Origin of the sequence: Kocuria sp. ChxB, assembly GCF_044359605.1 — a bacterium.
In the GTDB taxonomy this organism is placed as follows: domain Bacteria; phylum Actinomycetota; class Actinomycetes; order Actinomycetales; family Micrococcaceae; genus Kocuria; species Kocuria rhizophila.
Genome location: NZ_CP121123.1, coordinates 2,478,011 through 2,494,663, shown reverse-complemented (window position 1 = coordinate 2,494,663; position 16,653 = coordinate 2,478,011). Strand labels below are relative to the sequence as shown.

14 protein-coding genes are annotated in these 16,653 nt (G+C 71.4%); 3 read left to right on the top strand and 11 right to left on the bottom strand.

Annotation, left to right across the window (positions count from 1 at the left end):
* Nucleotides 1-6 precede the first annotated feature (6 nt).
* The 5 genes from P8S73_RS10925 to P8S73_RS10905 all read right to left on the bottom strand — a co-directional run bounded on the left by P8S73_RS10925 (nucleotide 7) and on the right by P8S73_RS10905 (nucleotide 7,010).
* Entirely contained in the window at nucleotides 7-1,371 is a 1,365-nt protein-coding gene (locus P8S73_RS10925) for a galactokinase family protein (protein ID WP_259920037.1), read from the bottom strand.
* A gap of 51 nt (nucleotides 1,372-1,422) precedes the next feature.
* Nucleotides 1,423-2,913, bottom strand: coding sequence for a sugar porter family MFS transporter (locus P8S73_RS10920; RefSeq protein ID WP_396350398.1), 1,491 nt, complete (start codon nucleotides 2,911-2,913; stop codon nucleotides 1,423-1,425).
* Nucleotides 2,914-3,116: 203 nt separating this feature from the next.
* Complete coding sequence (locus tag P8S73_RS10915; protein WP_257744916.1) at nucleotides 3,117-4,082, bottom strand: GNAT family N-acetyltransferase; 966 nt, start codon at nucleotides 4,080-4,082, stop codon at nucleotides 3,117-3,119.
* Between the two features lie 4 nt (nucleotides 4,083-4,086).
* A complete protein-coding gene (locus tag P8S73_RS10910; protein WP_257744917.1) occupies nucleotides 4,087-5,469 on the bottom strand; it encodes a glycine--tRNA ligase in 1,383 nt (460 codons plus the stop codon).
* A gap of 347 nt (nucleotides 5,470-5,816) precedes the next feature.
* Nucleotides 5,817-7,010 carry an acyl-CoA dehydrogenase family protein gene (locus P8S73_RS10905; protein WP_039101405.1) on the bottom strand — a complete coding sequence of 398 codons (1,194 nt, stop codon included), beginning with the start codon at nucleotides 7,008-7,010 and terminating at the stop codon, nucleotides 5,817-5,819.
* 113 nt (nucleotides 7,011-7,123) lie between these two features.
* On the opposite strand from P8S73_RS10905, the gene P8S73_RS10900 reads away from it, so the two are divergent.
* Nucleotides 7,124-7,660 carry a MarR family winged helix-turn-helix transcriptional regulator gene (locus P8S73_RS10900; RefSeq protein WP_047978997.1) on the top strand — a complete coding sequence of 179 codons (537 nt, stop codon included), beginning with the start codon at nucleotides 7,124-7,126 and terminating at the stop codon, nucleotides 7,658-7,660.
* Here P8S73_RS10900 and mmsB read toward each other — a convergent pair.
* Nucleotides 7,626-8,558, bottom strand: coding sequence for a 3-hydroxyisobutyrate dehydrogenase (gene mmsB / locus P8S73_RS10895; protein ID WP_396350397.1), 933 nt, complete (start codon nucleotides 8,556-8,558; stop codon nucleotides 7,626-7,628). The two genes, P8S73_RS10900 and mmsB, sit on opposite strands and share 35 nt — an antisense overlap.
* Before the next feature lie 185 nt (nucleotides 8,559-8,743).
* Nucleotides 8,744-10,240 (bottom strand): CoA-acylating methylmalonate-semialdehyde dehydrogenase, encoded by a 1,497-nt coding sequence (locus P8S73_RS10890; protein WP_396350396.1) that lies wholly within the window; start codon nucleotides 10,238-10,240, stop codon nucleotides 8,744-8,746.
* Between the two features lie 202 nt (nucleotides 10,241-10,442).
* Between P8S73_RS10890 and P8S73_RS10885 the strand changes: the two genes are divergently transcribed.
* Nucleotides 10,443-10,679 (top strand): RNA-binding S4 domain-containing protein, encoded by a 237-nt coding sequence (locus P8S73_RS10885; protein ID WP_396350395.1) that lies wholly within the window; start codon nucleotides 10,443-10,445, stop codon nucleotides 10,677-10,679.
* Between the two features lie 66 nt (nucleotides 10,680-10,745).
* On the opposite strand, the gene P8S73_RS10880 is transcribed toward P8S73_RS10885, so the two are convergent.
* On the bottom strand, nucleotides 10,746-11,390 hold the full coding sequence (locus P8S73_RS10880; protein ID WP_396350394.1) for an alpha/beta hydrolase: 645 nt from the start codon (nucleotides 11,388-11,390) through the stop codon (nucleotides 10,746-10,748).
* Between the two features lie 72 nt (nucleotides 11,391-11,462).
* Between P8S73_RS10880 and P8S73_RS10875 the strand changes: the two genes are divergently transcribed.
* A complete protein-coding gene (locus P8S73_RS10875) occupies nucleotides 11,463-12,338 on the top strand; it encodes an SGNH/GDSL hydrolase family protein (protein ID WP_039101398.1) in 876 nt (291 codons plus the stop codon).
* Nucleotides 12,339-12,420: 82 nt separating this feature from the next.
* Here P8S73_RS10875 and P8S73_RS10870 read toward each other — a convergent pair whose 3' ends face one another.
* From P8S73_RS10870 to P8S73_RS10860, 3 genes are all read right to left on the bottom strand, one after another.
* Nucleotides 12,421-13,458, bottom strand: coding sequence for an IS30 family transposase (locus P8S73_RS10870; protein WP_168165702.1), 1,038 nt, complete (start codon nucleotides 13,456-13,458; stop codon nucleotides 12,421-12,423).
* A 450-nt stretch (nucleotides 13,459-13,908) separates the two neighbouring features.
* Nucleotides 13,909-15,135 (bottom strand): homoserine O-acetyltransferase, encoded by a 1,227-nt coding sequence (locus P8S73_RS10865; RefSeq protein WP_039101806.1) that lies wholly within the window; start codon nucleotides 15,133-15,135, stop codon nucleotides 13,909-13,911.
* Complete coding sequence (locus tag P8S73_RS10860; RefSeq protein ID WP_039101807.1) at nucleotides 15,132-16,580, bottom strand: bifunctional o-acetylhomoserine/o-acetylserine sulfhydrylase; 1,449 nt, start codon at nucleotides 16,578-16,580, stop codon at nucleotides 15,132-15,134. The genes P8S73_RS10865 and P8S73_RS10860 overlap by 4 nt, the downstream gene beginning before the upstream one ends.
* Between the last annotated feature and the right edge of the window lie 73 nt (nucleotides 16,581-16,653).

Genomic DNA, 16,653 nt, shown 5'->3' with positions numbered 1-16,653 from the left:
GTCGTACTAGCGGACCCGACGCCCAGCGGGCGACGGGTTCAGGGTCAGGAACAGAGGGTCGCGGAAGCCGTGGTCCGAGAACGCCGAGCACACGGAGGCGGCCAGCTCGTCCAGCTCATCCTCCCGGGCCAGAGCGATCACCGAGCCGCCGAAGCCGCCCCCCACCACCTTGGCGCCCAGTGCGCCGGCGTCGAGGCACGCGGTCACGGCGGCGTCGAGCTCCGGAACCGTGACCTGGCAGTCCAGGCGCATGGACTCGTGGCCCGCCACGAGCAACCGGCCCACGAGGTCCCAGTCCGGAGTCGCGGTAGAAAGCTGATCCGCGATGTGCACCGAGCGGACCATCTCGGTCAGGGAGTGCCGCAACCGCAGGCGCATGCCCTCCGGGTCGGTGTCAGTGGTGGGTCCGGCGCGCAGCAGGGCGTCGAAGCGCTCGAGGACCGCGGCGGCGTCGTCGTCCGTGGGGTGGGCGGGCAGGGCGTCCCTCAGCCGGGCGACGCCCAGGACGGCCGCGGCGGCCTCGCACTGCTCGCGCCGGGAGCTGTACTGGCCGTCCGCGAGGCGGTGCGGGGCGCGGGTGTCCACGGCGAGCCACGTGAGACCGGCGGCGGAGGGATCGGCTGGCAGGCGGGCGGCGTCGAAGTCCCGGCAGTCCAGGGCGAGGGTCTCCCCCGCGTGCGAGCGCAGGGACGCGGTCTGGTCCAGCCCGCCCGTGTTGGCGCCCACGATGTGGTTCTCGGCGTCCATGCATGCGCGGGCCAGGGCGCGGCGCAGGCGGTCGTCCGGGACGTCATCGCCCGTGGAGAGGGAGAACAGCGCGAGCGCGACCGAGCACTCCAGGGCCGCGGAGGAGGCCAGTCCGGCGCCGATGGGCACGGTGGAGTCCACCATGAGGTCCGCACCGAAGTCCGGGGCCAGGGCGAGCTCGGGGACGGCGACGGGGTGGTCCGAGCGGCCCGAGGCCACCCGCTGCATGCCCCACGCGACCCCGGCGGCGTAGCCGAACCAGCCGCCGATGGCGCCGGGGGCGATGTCCGCCACGGGGGTGGTGCGCAGCCGGTGGTCCGCCACGGACTCGTCCGCGTCCTGCAGGGACAGCGCCCGCAGCACGCCGTCCGTGCGCGACGCGGCGGCGGTGAGCGTCACGTACTGGTGGGCGAAGGGCAGGCACATCCCGCCCGAGTAGTCGATGTACTCCCCCATGAGGTTGGCGCGGCCCGGCGCGGCCCACACGCCCACCGGCGCGCGGCCGTACGCCCGCTCGAAGCGCTCGTTCAGCAGCTCGGCGCGCGCGAGGACGTCCGGCTGGGGCACCCACTGCGGGCACCCGGCTTCCTCCGGCGGGGCGACGACGGCGGGTTCACAGGACACGGACGGTTCCTCACATGATCGGGTGGTGCGGTGGCGACACGCCATTGTCCCCTACGCGGCGCGGAAGTGCTCCTCGAGCTCCTCCAGGGTGCGGTCCTTGGTCTCCGGGGCCACCCGGTGCACCCACACGAGCGCCACGAGCTGCAGGGCCACGAAGATCAGCACGGTGTACCCCACGCCCAGGGCGTCGGTGAGCAGCGGGAAGGTCAGGCCCACCACGAAGGTCATCATCCACAGCAACCACGCGCACGCGCCCATTCCCACCCCGCGAACGGACAGCGGGAAGATCTCGGACATGTACAGCCACGTGACCGTCCCGATGCAGCACTGCATGAAGCCCACGAACACCACGATGCACGCGAGGACCGCCCACGCCCGGGCGGGACTGCCCTCCGGGACCAGCAGGTAGACCAGCGCAAAGGCGGTCAGGGACACGATGGTCCCGCAGAGCCCGGTGAGCAGCATGGGCCGGCGCCCCACGTGCTTGAGCAGCACCATGGCCAGGCCCACCGCCGCGGCACCCACGACCCCCGGGATGATGTTCGCGTAGAACGCGCCGTTGCCCCCGAACCCGGCGTCCTGCAGCACAGTGACCCCGTAGTACTGGATGGCGTTGATCCCGGAGATCTGGTTGATCACGGCCATGCCCGCACCGATCCCGAAGATCCGGCGGATCCAGGGGACGCGCACCAGGTCCAGGACGCTGGCCGCGGGGCGGTGCGCGTCCTGCGCGGCGAGCTCCCGCACCGTGTCCGCCTCCTGCGGCGTGTAGGCGTCCTCCCGGATCCGACGCAGCACGCGCACCATCTCCTCGCCGCGCCCCTTCCGGGCGAGCCAGCGCGGGGACTCCGGCACCACGATCATCCCGATCCACAGCGCCAGGGCGGGCAGTGTGGCGAGCACCAGCATGTAGCGCCACACGTGCGGGACGTGCCCGAACGCCGTCGCCAGAGCCGCGTTGAAGATGAACGCGAGCGCCTGCCCGCCCACGATCATCAGCTCGTTCTGGGCGACCACGCGCCCACGCAGGTGGGCGGGCGCCAGCTCCGCGAGGAACACGGGCACGACCACCGAGGACGCCCCCACCGCGAGTCCCAGCACCGCGCGGAACGCCACGAGCACGCCCACAGAGGGCGCGGTGGCGCAGCCCACGGTCGCCACCACGAACACCACGGCGAGCACCATCAGCAGCCGACGCCGCCCGAACCGATCCGCGAGCCGCCCGCCGAATGCGGCGCCCCAGGCCGCCCCGAACGGCAGAATGGAGGCCACGAGCCCCTCCAGGAACGGGGTCAGCTGCATGTCGGAGACCAGCGAGGGCAGCGCGCCGTTGATCACACCGGTGTCGTAGCCGAACAGCAGGCCGCCGAACGTGGCCACGGTGGCGATCAGCCGCAGCCGCCCGCTCAGGGGCTGGGTGTCGGGCGCACCAGTGGAGTGCGGGTCGTACGGTGCGGCGGCGTCGCCGGAGCGCCCGGGTGTGGAGGGGCCGGGTGCGGTGGGTCCGGTGTGCTGCGGGGAGTGCGCCTGGGAAGCGGGCATGGAGGTCCTTTCGTCCGTGAACGTCTTACCACGGTCCTCACCGCGGAAAGCACATGCGCGGGGGTGAGGCGGTGCCAGGGGGCCGCCCGGGGGCGCCAGACGACGGCACGGTGGGCACCGCGCACGGCGCGTTCCGGCGCAACCCGCGGACACGCGAGAACCCTCCCACCGCGGGTGCGGCGGGAGGGCTCTGCCCGACAGTTCTAGTCCAGCACCAGCGTCTCGGTCTCCGTGACCACTCGTGCCACTCCGGCGCCCAGGAGGTTGTCCACCACGGCCACCAGCGGGCCCATGGAGTCGTCCACCTCCAGCTCCACCGGGTAGTCGCTCACGAGCAGCGCCAGCAGAGTCTCGAGCGCCGCACCGGACTGCTCCGGGGTGGCCCCGGCCGCACCGGGCACGGAGCCGAGCAGCACGTCCGCCACTTCGTTCGGCTGCGGCTCGTCGTGCGGGTTGGCCGGGTCGAACGGGCGGTAGCTCACGGCGAAGGCTGCGATCGGGCCCTTGCCGTCCGTGCCGTCCACCGTGCGCCGCAGCGCCACGGCACCGTAGGCCCCGGCGGTGTCCGAGAGGAACTGCTTGTTGACCGCGCCGATGCTCACCTCCCCCACCGGGTCCCACGCGTGGACCTCCCGGTAGAAGGACTCCACTGCGCGGGTCAGCTCCACGGAGCCGGTCGCGAGGTCCGCCACGGCCTCGGCGTCGGAGCCGTCCGCGTTCTGCCCGAGCGTGGGTGCGGGCAGGGCTCCGGCGTCCACACGCACCACGCGGGAGCGCATGGCGTCGGCGAAGCCCAGGGAGCGGGCGAAGCCCTCCCCCGTGGAGCCCGGGGTCACGCGCGTGCGCAGGGCCTCGACGGGAGCACCCGCCTCACGGGCGGCCGCCCGCAGCCGGGACGCCAGCTCCCGCCCGATGCCCTCGCGTCGGTGCTCCGGTGCGACCTCCACGAACAGCCACAGCCGCTGCGGGTGCCACGCGGAGGCGTAGCAGACCCCGGCGGCGACCGGAACGTCGTCGTCCGTGGCCACGAGCGTCACGGCGAACCCGCTCTGGTCCTCGGCACCCAGCCGGGCGCGGAACGCCTGGACGGGCGCGGACTCGGGGTCCGGCCACAGCTCGAGCAGGCGCAGGTCGTCGTCCTCGTGCCAGGGGCGGTAGTCGATGCTCATGCGCTCATTTCTCCAGGCGCTCGGCCAGGTACTGCTGCACGCGGTCCAGGCCCACGCGCTCCTGGGTCATCTCGTCCCGGGAGCGGATGGTCACGGCCTGGTCCTCCAGGGTGTCGAAGTCCACGGTGATGCAGAACGGCGTGCCGATCTCGTCCTGGCGGCGGTAGCGGCGCCCGATGGCCCCGGCGTCGTCGTAGTCGATGTTCCAGCGGCGGCGCAGCTCGGCGTCCAGGTGCTGCGCGGCGGGGCGCAGGTCCTCCTTCTTGGACAGCGGCAGCACGGCGGCCTTGACCGGGGCCAGGCGCGGGTCCAGGCGCAGCACGGTGCGGGTGTCCACACCGCCCTTGGTGTTGGGCGCCTCATCCTCCACGTACGCGTCCACCAGGAACGCCATCATGGAGCGCGTGAGGCCGAAGGACGGCTCGATCACGTACGGGGTGTATCGCTCGCCGGAGGCCTGGTCGAAGTACTGCATCTTGGTGCCGGAGGCCTCGGTGTGGTTGCTGAGGTCGAAGTCCGTGCGGTTGGCCACGCCCATCAGCTCCCCCCACTCGGAGCCCTGGAAGCCGAAGCGGTACTCGATGTCGATGGTGCCGTCCGAGTAGTGCGCGCGGTCGTCCGCAGGGACGTCGTAGCGGCGCATGTTGTCCGGGTTCACGCCCAGGTCCACGAACCAGTCCCAGCACGCCTCGACCCACTCGTCGAAGTAGCGCTTGGCCTCGTCCGGGTGGATGAAGTACTCGATCTCCATCTGCTCGAACTCGCGCGTGCGGAAGATGAAGTTGCCCGGGGTGATCTCGTTGCGGAACGCCTTGCCGATCTGCCCGATGCCGAACGGCGGCTTCTTGCGCGCGGCGGTGACCACGTTGAGGAAGTTCACGAAGATGCCCTGGGCGGTCTCCGGGCGCAGGAAGTGCTTGCCCTCCTCGTTGTCCACGGGGCCCAGGAAGGTCTTCATCAGGCCGGAGAACTGCTGCGGCTCGGTCCACTTGCCGTCCTGGCCCGTCTCCGGGTCCTTGACGTCCGCCAGGCCGTTGACCGGGGGGTGGCCGTGCTTGGCCTCGTACGCCTCCAGCAGGTGGTCCGCGCGGTAGCGCTTGTGGGTGTGCAGGGACTCCACCAGGGGGTCGGTGAACGTCTCCACGTGCCCGGAGGCCTGCCACACCGCGGACGGCAGGATGATCGAGGAGTCCAGGCCCACCATGTCCGCGCGGCCGCGCACGAAGGTCTGCCACCACTCGCGCTTGATGTTCTCCTTCAGCTCCGCCCCCAGGGGCCCGTAGTCCCACGCGGAGCGCGAACCCCCGTAGATCTCACCCGCCTGGAACACGAAGCCCCGGCGCTTGGCCAGGGAGATGACATTGTCCAGGGTGGATTTCGGGGCCATGCGGTCTCACTTCCGTGTCTCGCGCGGAGCCCGCGGGGGCTCGCGCGTGGGGATCGGTGGGCTGGGGCTCTCGACCCGCGCGGGGAGAGCCGTTCCGCTCCAGGGTAGCGAGGTTCCGCAGGCCGGACCTAACCCCCGCGCACGACGACGACGCCGCACGGCCGGCGTCCCTGCGCACCGCACGGTCCCGCGCGGCTCACCTCGTCGCCTCTGCCCCGCCTTCGCAGCATGCCCTCGGAACCGGGCTTCCCGGCGCGCCGGGGTGATCGGGCGTCCCGGGGCGGTCGCGCCGGCGCGGGCGGGGCGGGTGCCGGACCCGGCCCAGCGGCGTCGTCCCCCGCGCGCTGCTACGAGACGAACGCGGAGACGCCCGTGAGCGCGCGGCCCACGATCAGGGAGTTGATGTGGTAGCTGCCCTCGTACGTGTGGATGGCCTCGATGTCCGCCATGACCTTGGCGATCCCGTAGTGGCTGAGCAGGCCGTTGCCGCCCAGGGCGTCCCGGGCCTGGGACGCGCTCTGGCGGGCCAGTCGCGTGGCGGTGGACTTGGCCAGGGCGGCCTGCATCATCTGCAGGTCGTCCGCCTCCTGCACGCGGGTCACCTGGGCCATGAGCCCCGAGCAGGCGGCAAGGTTGCCGGCCGCCTCCGCGATGACCTGCTGCACCAGCTGGAAGCTCGCGAGCGGCTTGCCGAACTGGATCCGCTCGATCGCGTAGTCGCGCACGATGTCGAACACGGCCATCTGGGCGCCGACCGCCTGCCAGCCGACCCACGCGCGGGAGTCCTTGAGCAGGCCGTTGGCCGCGGAGAAGTCCTCGGCACCGGGCAGCAGGGCGTCCGCGGGCAGCCGCAGGTCCGTGAGCTCGATGTCCGCGTTCTGCATGATCCGCAGCCCGATCTTGTGCTCGATCTTGGACGCCGTGTACCCCGGCAGGGAGGTGTCCACCGCAAAGCACTTGATGCGGCCGTCGGCGGTGTCCCGGGCCCACACGAGCGCGAGGTCCGCCACCGTGCCCAGCCCGATCCAGCGCTTGCGGCCGTTGAGCACCCAGCCGTCCCCGTCACGGGTGGCCGTGGTGGCCAGCCCGCCCGCGATGTCCGAGCCGTGGTCCGGCTCCGTGAGGCAGAACGCGCCGAGCCGCTCGAGCTTCATGAGACCCGGCAGCCACGTCTCCTGCTGCTCCGGGGAGCCGAACGCGGCAATGGTGCCCACGATCAGCTCGTTGTGGATGCCCAGCAGCGCGGAGAGGGAGATGTCCGCTCGGGCGATCTGCGCGTGCACCAGCCCCTGGAACAGCCGCGAGGACCCGTCCTGGGCCACCTGCCCCAGACCGAGCTCCGCGAGCGCCGGCAGCAGGTGGCGCGGCAGCTCCTCCTTGTTCCAGGCGTCCACGCTCTGGTGCCGCACCTCGGCCTGCAGGTGCTCCGTGATGGCGTGCAGCCGCTCGCGCTCGGACTCGGGCAGCTGGCGCTCCAGGTGCAGGAGGTCGGGGCCCGGGAGGGAGCGGGGGGCGCGCGGGGATGCTGCGGCTGAGGTCATGGTCCTGTTCCTAATGTGGTGGGCAGGTCGATAGTGGTGCTTCCGACTATAACGCAGGCATGTATTTTCCTGTGGTCCCGATCACGCCCCCCGCGCGCCCCTAGACTGTGCCCATGCCCCAGAACCAGCCGCTCAACAGGGACCCCATTGCGGAAGCACAGCGCAACTGGGAGCGCAGGGGCTGGACCGAGGCCGCGGGCCCGATGGCCGCGGTGACCTCGATCATGCGGGCCCAGCAGATCCTGCTGGGCCGCGCGGACCGGATCCTCAAGCCGTTCCGGCTGACGTTCTCGCGCTACGAGGTGCTCGCGCTGCTGAGTTTTGCCCGCGAGCACAAGATGCTCATGAAGCGGGCCAGCGCCCTGCTGCAGGTGCACCCCACGTCCATCACCAACGCGGTGGACCGGCTGGAGGACGCCGGGCTGGTGCGCCGGGAACCTGTCAGCACAGACCGGCGGGCGGTGAACGTGGCGCTCACCCCCACCGGCCTGGACGTGGTGGGCCGGGCCACGAAGGCGCTGAACGAGCAGCTCTTCCTGGACACCGGCCTCGCGGCGCACGAGGTGGAGGCGGTCGTGGCGGCGCTGAGCGGGCTCCGTGCCCGCGAGGGGGACTTCACCCCTCCCGAGACCCCTCCCGCAGCGTCGTGATGATCTCGGAGAAGTCCTTGCCCGCGTGGCCGTCCGCCACGAACTGGTTGTAGAGCTCCGCCGCAAGACGACCCATGGGCGCGGTGGCACCCGTCTCCTCCAGTGCAGTGGTCGCGAGGTTGAGGTCCTTGGCCATCAGGGCGCCGGCAAAACCGGGCTCGTAGTCGTTGTTGGCGGGGCTCGTGGGCACGGGCCCGGGAACGGGGCAGTTGGTGGTCAGCGCCCAGCACTGGCCGGAGGCATTGGAGACCACGTCGTAGAGCGCCTGGTGCTCCAGGCCCAGCTTCTCCGCGAGCACGAACGCCTCGCTCACCGCCACCATGGACACGCCCAGGACCATGTTGTTGCAGATCTTCGCGGCCTGGCCCATGCCGTCGCCGCCGCAGTGCACCACGCGCGCGCCCATGATCTCCAGCAGGGGCCGCACGCGCTCGAAGACCTCGTCCGGTGCACCCACCATGAACGCGAGCGTCCCGGCGGTGGCACCCACCACTCCCCCGGAGACCGGGGCGTCCGCGGCGGTGAACCCCTTCTCCCGCGCCAGGGCCGCGGCCTCCTGCGCCTCGGAGATGTTGATGGTGGAGCAGTCCAGGAACGTGGCCCCGGCGGGTGCCGCGGCCAGCAGACCCTCGCCACCGCCGGCCCCCGTGTAGGCGTCCTTCACGTGCTGCCCGGACGGGAACATGGTGATGACCACCTGCGCCTGGCGCACGGCGTCCTCCGGGGTCTCCGCCACGGTGAGGCCCTCCTTCCGGGCGGCGTCCATGGCGGCGGGCACCACGTCGAAGGCGGTCACGGACACCCCGGCCTTCACCAGGTTCACGGCCATGGGTCCACCCATGTGGCCCAGGCCCAGGAAGGCGACGGTGGGGAGCTGCTGGCTGGTGGTCTCTGTCATGACGTTCCTCGTTCCAGGGGTGGCGGTGGCTCCACGCGTCGCGGAGCCGCCGGAATGCGGGAGGGCCGGAGTGCTGGGACTCCGCCGGGCGCCGTTGTGCGGGGTCCGGCGGCGGGGCGGGATTGCCGGGCGCGGCGGCGTCGTACGGCGCGCCCTCGGCGTGGCGCACGACGACGCCGCGCGGCTCAGCTGCCGGCGGGCATCACGAAGCTCGCGCCCTCCTTGGTCCCGGAGGGCCAGCGCGTGGTGACGGTCTTGGTCTTGGTGTAGAACTTCAGCCCGTCCGTGCCGTGCTGGTTGAGGTCCCCGAAGCCCGAGGCCTTCCAGCCGCCGAAGGTGTAGTAGGCGATCGGCACGGGGATGGGGACGTTCACGCCCACCATGCCCACCTCCACGCGAGTGGTGAAGTCCCGGGCCGTGTCCCCGTCCCGGGTGAAGATGGCCACGCCGTTGCCGTACTCGTGCTCGCTGGGCAGGCGCAGGGCTTCCTCGTAGTCCGCGGCGCGGGCGATGCACAGCACCGGGCCGAAGATCTCCTCGCGGTAGATGCTCATGTCCGTGGTCACGTGGTCGAACAGGGTGGCGCCCACCCAGAACCCGTTGGGGTGCCCGTCCACGGTGGCGCCGCGGCCGTCCACCACGAGCTCCGCGCCCTCCTTCTCGCCGGCGGCGATGTAGGACTCGATGCGCTCCTTGGCCTGGGCGCTGACCACGGGACCGAAGTCCGAGGACGGTTCCAGGGACGGGCCGAGCGTGAGCGTGGCGATCCGCTCCTCGAGCAGTGCGCGCAGCCTGTCCGCGGTGGCCTCCCCCACGGGGACGGCCACAGAGATGGCCATGCAGCGCTCGCCGGCGGAGCCGAAGGCCGCGCCGATCAGGGCGTCAGCGGCCTGCTCGAGGTCCGCGTCCGGCATGATCACCATGTGGTTCTTGGCGCCCCCGAAGCACTGGGCGCGCTTGTTCTGCGCGGCGGCCGCGGTGTAGATGGACTGGGCGATGGGTGAGGAGCCCACGAACCCGACGGCCCGCACGCGCGGATCCTCGATCAGGGCGTCCACGGCGGTCTTGTCACCGTGGACCACGTTCAGCGCACCCGCGGGCATGCCCGCCTCGAGCGCCAGCTCCGCGAGCCGCACGGGCACGGAGGGGTCCCGCTCGGAGGGCTTGAGCACGAAGGTGTTGCCTGCGGCGAGCGCAATGCCCGCCTTCCACAGCGGGATCATGGCGGGGAAGTTGAACGGGGTGATCCCCGCGACCACGCCGAGGGGCTGGCGCAGCGAGTGGACGTCGATGCCCGTGCCCGCGCCGCTGGAGAACTCGCCCTTGAGCAGGTGCGGCGCACCTGCCGCGAACTCCACGACCTCCACGCCGCGCTGGATGTCTCCTTTGGCGTCCGGGAAGGTCTTGCCGTGCTCGTTGGAGAGCAGGGTGGCCAGCTCGTCCATGTTCTCGGTGATCAGGTCCACCCACTTGAGCAGAATCCGTGCGCGGCGCTGGGCGTTGAGCCCGGACCACTGCGGGAACGCCTCCTCGGCGGCGGTCACGGCCTGCGCGACCTCTTCCACGGATGCCAGCGGCACCTGGGCGCTCACCGCGCCCTCCACGGGGTTGTAGACGTCCTGCGTGCGACCGGAGTCGCCCGGGGTCTTCCGGCCTGCGACGAAGTGGGGAACGAGTGTCATGGCTTCTCCTGGGGATGGTGGGAGGGTGTGATGCGCGTCTCCCCCGAACGTATCCCCAGTTCATTGGACGTGCAACTACTTAGGGGCACGACGCCGCCCGGGCGCATTTCCGCGCCTCCTCACCTCACCCCGCCCACGCGCGTCCGGGCACCGGGCGGCGTTCCCGGCGAACCACCCCGGGCACGCCTGAGACAATGGACGCATGAGCGACACTGCGTATGAAGAGATGCCCATCCGGGACCAGATGATCCGCCTGGGGCAGGCGTTGAAGCTGGCCAACCTGGCCGAGGACGGCCACCACGCGAAGACCCTGGTGTCCGAGGGCGCGGTGCAGGTCAACGGTGCGGTGGAGACCCGCCGGGGCGCGCAGCTGCACCCCGGGGACGTGCTGGAGGTCCCGGGCTCCGGCATGCCGCCCGTGCGCATCGTCGGCGCGTAGAGCGCTCCGGCGCCCCCACCGCAGTGGGCGCGCCGGACCGGAGGATGGTGCGGGTGGCCGGTGCGCTCAGTCCGTGAGTGCCCGCAGGTATTCGGACACGTGGGACAGCTCCTGGGGTGAGACCCCGTGACCGATCCCCCGGTACTGCACCTTGGTGGCGTCCGCGTGCTGCTGGGCCCACTCGGCGGTGAGGTCCACCAGGGCGGGCGGGATCACGGGGTCCTGGGGGTCCCGGCCCCAGAACATCCGCAGGGGCTCCGCGCGCAGGGCGGCGTCGTGGAAGAAGTCGGCCTGGGCGTCGTCGTCCGCCACCGGGGCCACGAAACCGGACAGCCCCACCACCGCGTCCACGAGGTCCGGGGCGTGGCGGGCCACCGTGGCGGCGATCGCCATTCCCTGGGAGAAGCCCAGCAGGATCACGTGCGTGTACTGCAGGGACTCGTCCCGCAGCCACTGCACCACTGGCTCCGCGGCGGCCACCACGGCGTCCGTGGTGAAGCCCAGGTCCGAGGACAGCGCGAACCACTGGAAGCCCGCGCCCGCGCGCTGCGGTGCCCGCACGGAGGCCACGGTGAACCCGTCCGGTAGGGACGCGCTCAGGGCCATCAGGTCTCCCTCGTGGGAGCCGTAGCCGTGGAACATCACCACCAGGGGCGTGCCGGCGCGGTCGGCTTCGTCGTTGTTCCAGATCACGTGGGGTGCTTGTGCCATGGCCCCATCCTCACACGCTCCCGTGACGGACCATGACGGCGCCGCCCAGGAATACGTGTTAGTAATTTGCGTATGGATGAGAGCACTGCGCCCCGGACCACGTCTCCCGATCCCACCGCCGAGTCCCCCGCCGAGCCCCTGCACCCGTGGCACCGGATGGTGTCCATGGGCGACTCCTTCACCGAGGGCGTGGGCGATCCCGACGACACCGTCCCCGGTGGGTTCCGGGGCTGGGCGGACCGCATGGCCGAGGAGCTTGCCCGCACCACCGACGACTTCGCCTACGCCAACCTGGCCATCCGCGGTCGACTCTTCCAGCCCATCGTGGACGAGCAGCTGGAGCCGGCGCTCGAGCTGACACCGGACCTCGTGACCATCAGCGCCGGCGGCAATGACATGCTCCGCCCCGGTGCGGACCCGGACGACATCGCCTCCCGGCTGGACACCGTGATCGAGCAGATCGCCGCGACCGGCGCCACCGTGGTCATGTTCGACGCCCCGGACATCGGCAACACCCCCGTGATGCGCAGCATCCGCGGCCGCGTGGCCATCTGGAACGAGAACGTGCGCACGGTGGCCGCCCGCCACGACGCCGTGCTCGTGGACCTGTGGGGACTGAACCAGCTGAGCGACCCCCAGATGTGGGCCCCCGACCGCCTGCACTTCTCCCCGCTGGGCCACCAGCTCATCGCGTGCGAGGCCTTGGACTGCCTGGGTGTGGACCACGGGCTCACCCCCGACCACCCCGAGGAGCGCCCCGCACGCAACTGGCGTCAGGCCCGCCGGGACGACATGGTCTGGGCCCGCAAGTACTTCGTCCCCTGGGTGGGCCGCCGCATCCGCCGCCGCAGCTCCGGGGACTACATCACCGCCAAGCGCCCCGCCTTCGGCCAGGCCACGATCCCCGGCGCGGGCGAGCAGATCCCGGAGCAGGCCGAAGAGGCCTGAGCCCTCCCGCTGTGCCCAGCCGCACGACGACGACGCCCGCGCCCCTTTGGCGGTTTCTAGGGGTCCTCGCAACACCTGATGGTTATGTGGTTGTCAGTAGATCACGCAGACGCTCGGCTGGGGTATCCCAGTTGAGCGTTTTGCGTGGGCGTGCGTTGAGTTCCTGTGAGACGTGCTCGAGGTCCTGCGGGCTGTAAGGCCGAAGGTCGGTGCTCTTGGGGAAGTACTGACGCAACAGGCCGTTGGTGTTCTCGTTGCTACCGCGCTGCCATGGTGAGTGGGGGTCGCAGAAGTACACCGGCACCCCTGTCGCGACCGTGAATTGTTTGTGCCGTGCCATCTCGCATCCCTGGTCCCAGGTCAGTGAGCCCCGCAGGTGTGCGGGCAACGTGGTGATCAGCGCTGTGAGCACATCTCGGACTTCCTCGGCGCTGTGGCCACCGGGCAGGTGCCCCAGCAGAACGTAGCGAGTGGAACGCTCGACCAAGGTGAGGATCGCCGAGGCGCTGCCGGGGCCCACGATGAGATCGCCTTCCCAGTGCCCGGGCACGGCCCGGTCCTCGACCTGCGGTGGGCGGTCGGAGATCATCACCATGTGATCAACGAACCGCGAGGTGCGTTGATCAGGATGTTTGTGGGGCTTGCGGCGGGTCCGGCCGGTGCGCAGCGCGGCTGCGACCTCCCGTTTCAGACCGCCACGGGCCTGGAGGTAGAGGGCCTGATAGATAGTCTCGGGACTCACTCGCATGCTCTCATCGTCGTGGAACTCTTTGACCAGAGTGTGACTGATCTGCTCCGGAGACCACCGCAGCATGAGCTTGTCCTGGACGTAGTCCCGCAGCCGGGAAGGCAGGCAGAGCTTGGGTTTCTTCGGCCGGGGCCGAGATGCTGCCCAGCCACGCTGAGCGGCATACGGCTGGTACGCCCCGTCCACTGAACGGGCATCGAGCTCGCGTTTGATCGTCGAGGCCGGCCTGCCCAACGCTCGGCCGATCGCACGCAAGCTGTGGCCAGCACGGTGCAGGTCAGCGATCACTTCCCGGTCCTTCAGCGTGAGGAAGCGGGGATCTAGTTGGGCTTCCAGAGCTGGTAGCGCAGGACCCGCGAGGAGTGTGGTCATACCGGTGTTGTAGTCCACCCGGCGGCCATCTGGATAGATGCGGACATGGCCCGTGTGTTTGATGCCGCGGTCCCATTCCTGCGCGGTGCGCTCATGGACTCCGACGATGGCTACCGCTTCACGCCGCGAGAGGCCTCCGGCCCTGAGCTGAAAGTACTCGTCCTTCCGCGGGTGCGGCCCGGTGCTGGGGATCCCGCGACCACGGATCCCTGCTTTACGTGCCCAGCCGTATGCGGTATTCCGGTTCACACCAACATCGCGAGCAGCCACTGTGATGCTGCCATCCCCACGTTCCAGCGCCTGGAAAAACGCCACCTTCAACTCATCTGACAACACGATCCCCGCAACTCCCTGAAATTCAGGGTGTTGCGGGGATCGCTAGAACCCACCTTTCGGGGGTGCGGGCGCCGTCGTCCTGGTCAGCCGCAGCAAGTAGCCGTACCCGCGCGGTCAGTCCCCCAGCACCGTGGCCCGCAGCAGCCGCCCCACCTGCGGGGTCTCCAGCAGGAAGCCGTCGTGCCCGCTCGGTGAGGTGATGGTGTGCACCTCGTGCTCACCGGGCAGAGCGGCCGCGAGCTCCGCAGACTCCTCGGGCGGGAACAGCCGGTCCGAGTCCACCGCCGCCACGAGCCACTCGCACCGGGTGCGCGCGAGGGCCTGCCGGAGGCTGCCGCGGCCGCGGGCGACGTCGTGCGACATCAGCGTCTCGTTGACGCTGAGGTACGCGTTCGCGTCGAAACGGGCCACCAGCTTGAGCGCCTGGTGGTCCAGGTAGCTCTCCACCCGGTAGCGCCCCCGGTCCACGGTGCGGTGCGGGCGAGCAGCGCCCCAGCCGCCCCGGGGACCGGTGGCGTCCGCGATCCCGGCGTCGTCCCCCGACGCGCTTCCGTCCTGGGCCTCCCGACCGAAGCGCACCGCGAGCTCGTGCGCGCTGCGGTAGGTGATGTGCGCGATCCGCCGTGCCAGGCCGAGCCCCTCCACGGGGTGCGGGCCCGCGTAGTAGTCGCCGTGGCGGAACCGGGGGTCCTGGCGGATGGCGAGCGCCTGGGTGCGGCCCCACGCGAGCTGCTCGGCACTGACCCGGGCGTTCGCGGCGATCACCGCGCACGCCGCCACCCGCTCCGGGTGGCACACCGCCCACTCCAGCGCGCGGGCACCGCCCATCGAACCGCCCACCACGAGCCGCCACCGCCGGATCCCGAGTCGGTCCGCGAGCCGCGCCTCCGCGGCCACGGTGTCCCGCACGGTGATGCGTGGGAAGCGCGAGCCCCACGGTGCGGCGTCCGGCGCGAGGCTCGCCGGGCCGGTGCTGCCGTGGCAGCCGCCCAGGATGTTCGCGCACACCACGAACCAGCGGGTGGTGTCGATGGCCGCTCCCGGTCCGATGAGCCCGTCCCACCAGCCGCCGGTGTCCGCCGCGACACGATGCCCGTCCATGTCGAAGGGCGCTGTGTCGCCGTAGCCCACGGCCGTGCCGCGCGCCGCGTGCGAGTCACCCGTGAGCGCGTGCTCCACCAGCACCGCGTTGGACCCGTCCGGGGCCAGCTCACCCCACGTTTCGTAGGCCAGGCGCACGTCCGGCAGCCGGAACCCGGACTCGAGGGTGAGCTCTCCGATCTCCGCGGCTCGCACCACACCGTCCCGGCGCACCGCCGGGGCCGTCTGCACCACGGTCATGCCGCAGGCTCGGCGGCTGCGTCCGCACGCGCCGTCGACGACGCCGCCGGGCCGCCGTCCGCGCCGGGGTCCACGACCGACTCCGTCCGGGTGGGCGAGGTCGACTCCGTGGCAGCCAGGGCCGCGAAGCCCGCCTCGAGGTCCGCGAGGATGTCCTCGATCCCCTCGGTGCCCACCGAGAGCCGAACGAAGCCTGGCTCCACGCCCGCCGCGAGCTGCTCGTCCTCGGAGAGCTGCGCGTGCGTCGTCGACGCCGGGTGGATCACCAGGGACCGCACGTCCCCGATGTTCGCCACGTGGGAGTGCAGGCTCAGCGCGTCCACGAACGCGATCCCCGCCTCCTTGCCGCCCTCCAGCACGAAGCCGAGGACGGAACCCGCCCCGCGCGGTGCGTACTTCCGCGCCCGCTCGTGCCACGGCGAGGACGGCAGACCCGCGTAGGACACCGAGCGCACCTCGGGGCGGGACTCGAGCCACTTGGCCACCCGCTGGGCGTTGGCCACGTGGCGTTCCACCCGCAGGGACAGGGTCTCGATCCCCTGCTCGATGAGGAACGCGTTGAACGGGGAGATGGACGTGCCCAGGTCACGCAGCAGCTGCACGCGGGCCTTGAGCACGTAGGAGAGGTTCACGCCGAACGCGCCACCCTCCCCCAGGTCCCGCGCGTACACCAGGCCGTTGTACGTGGGGTCCGGCTGGTTGAAGCCGGGGAACCGCTCCGGGTCCGCGCCGTAGTCGAAGCGTCCGGCGTCCACGATGAACCCGCCGATCGCGGTGCCGTGACCACCCAGGAACTTGGTGCCCGAGTGCAGCACGATGTCCGCGCCCCACTCGATGGGCCGCACCAGGTACGGGGTGGCCACGGTGTTGTCCACGATCAGCGGCACCCCGGCCTCGTGGGCGATCCCGGCAACGGTCTGCACGTCCAGGATGTCGTTGCGAGGGTTGGGGATCATCTCCCCGAAGAACGCCACGGTGGTGGGGCGCACGGCGTCCCGCCACTGCTGGGGGTCGTCCGGGTCCGCCACGAAGGTAGTCTCCACGCCCAGGCGCGGCAGCGTGTGCTTCAACAGGTTGTACGAGCCGCCGTAGAGGGACGGGCTGGCCACCACGTGGGTGCCCGCCCCGCCCAGGTTGAGCACCGCGAGGGTGGCGGCGGCCTGCCCGGAGGAGACCATCAGCGCTCCGACGCCGCCCTCCAGGGACGCGAGGCGCTTCTCCACCACCTCGGTGGTGGGGTTGGTCAGGCGGGAGTAGATGGGGCCCATGTCCGCGAGCGCGAAGCGCGCCGCGGCCGTGTCCGCGTCCGGGAACACGAAGGACGAGGTCTGGTGGATCGGCAGGGCCCGCGAACCCGTCACGGGGTCCGGGTTCTGGCCCGCGTGGATCTGGCGGGTCTCGAAGGCCCAGTCCTGGGGGTTGTCGGGGGTGGGTGCAGTGCTCATGGCCGTGCTCCTTCTCGGAAGGATCAGGGGCCAGGCGACCGTCCGCACGGTGCCCGCACGAACGGGCGACCGG

What these genes read in the sequence shown, in the direction of transcription:
- P8S73_RS10870 (WP_168165702.1), bottom strand. Translation starts at nt 13,458, where the DNA reads ATGACCACACTCCTCGCGGGTCCTGCGCTACCAGCTCTGGAAGCCCAA.
- P8S73_RS10885 (WP_396350395.1), top strand. Translation starts at nt 10,443, where the DNA reads ATGAGCGACACTGCGTATGAAGAGATGCCCATCCGGGACCAGATGATC.
- P8S73_RS10875 (WP_039101398.1), top strand. Translation starts at nt 11,463, where the DNA reads ATGGATGAGAGCACTGCGCCCCGGACCACGTCTCCCGATCCCACCGCC.
- mmsB (WP_396350397.1), bottom strand. Translation starts at nt 8,558, where the DNA reads ATGACAGAGACCACCAGCCAGCAGCTCCCCACCGTCGCCTTCCTGGGC.
- P8S73_RS10915 (WP_257744916.1), bottom strand. Translation starts at nt 4,082, where the DNA reads ATGAGCATCGACTACCGCCCCTGGCACGAGGACGACGACCTGCGCCTG.
- P8S73_RS10920 (WP_396350398.1), bottom strand. Translation starts at nt 2,913, where the DNA reads ATGCCCGCTTCCCAGGCGCACTCCCCGCAGCACACCGGACCCACCGCA.
- P8S73_RS10890 (WP_396350396.1), bottom strand. Translation starts at nt 10,240, where the DNA reads ATGACACTCGTTCCCCACTTCGTCGCAGGCCGGAAGACCCCGGGCGAC.
- P8S73_RS10910 (WP_257744917.1), bottom strand. Translation starts at nt 5,469, where the DNA reads ATGGCCCCGAAATCCACCCTGGACAATGTCATCTCCCTGGCCAAGCGC.
- P8S73_RS10860 (WP_039101807.1), bottom strand. Translation starts at nt 16,580, where the DNA reads ATGAGCACTGCACCCACCCCCGACAACCCCCAGGACTGGGCCTTCGAG.
- P8S73_RS10900 (WP_047978997.1), top strand. Translation starts at nt 7,124, where the DNA reads ATGCCCCAGAACCAGCCGCTCAACAGGGACCCCATTGCGGAAGCACAG.
- P8S73_RS10880 (WP_396350394.1), bottom strand. Translation starts at nt 11,390, where the DNA reads ATGGCACAAGCACCCCACGTGATCTGGAACAACGACGAAGCCGACCGC.
- P8S73_RS10865 (WP_039101806.1), bottom strand. Translation starts at nt 15,135, where the DNA reads ATGACCGTGGTGCAGACGGCCCCGGCGGTGCGCCGGGACGGTGTGGTG.
- P8S73_RS10905 (WP_039101405.1), bottom strand. Translation starts at nt 7,010, where the DNA reads ATGACCTCAGCCGCAGCATCCCCGCGCGCCCCCCGCTCCCTCCCGGGC.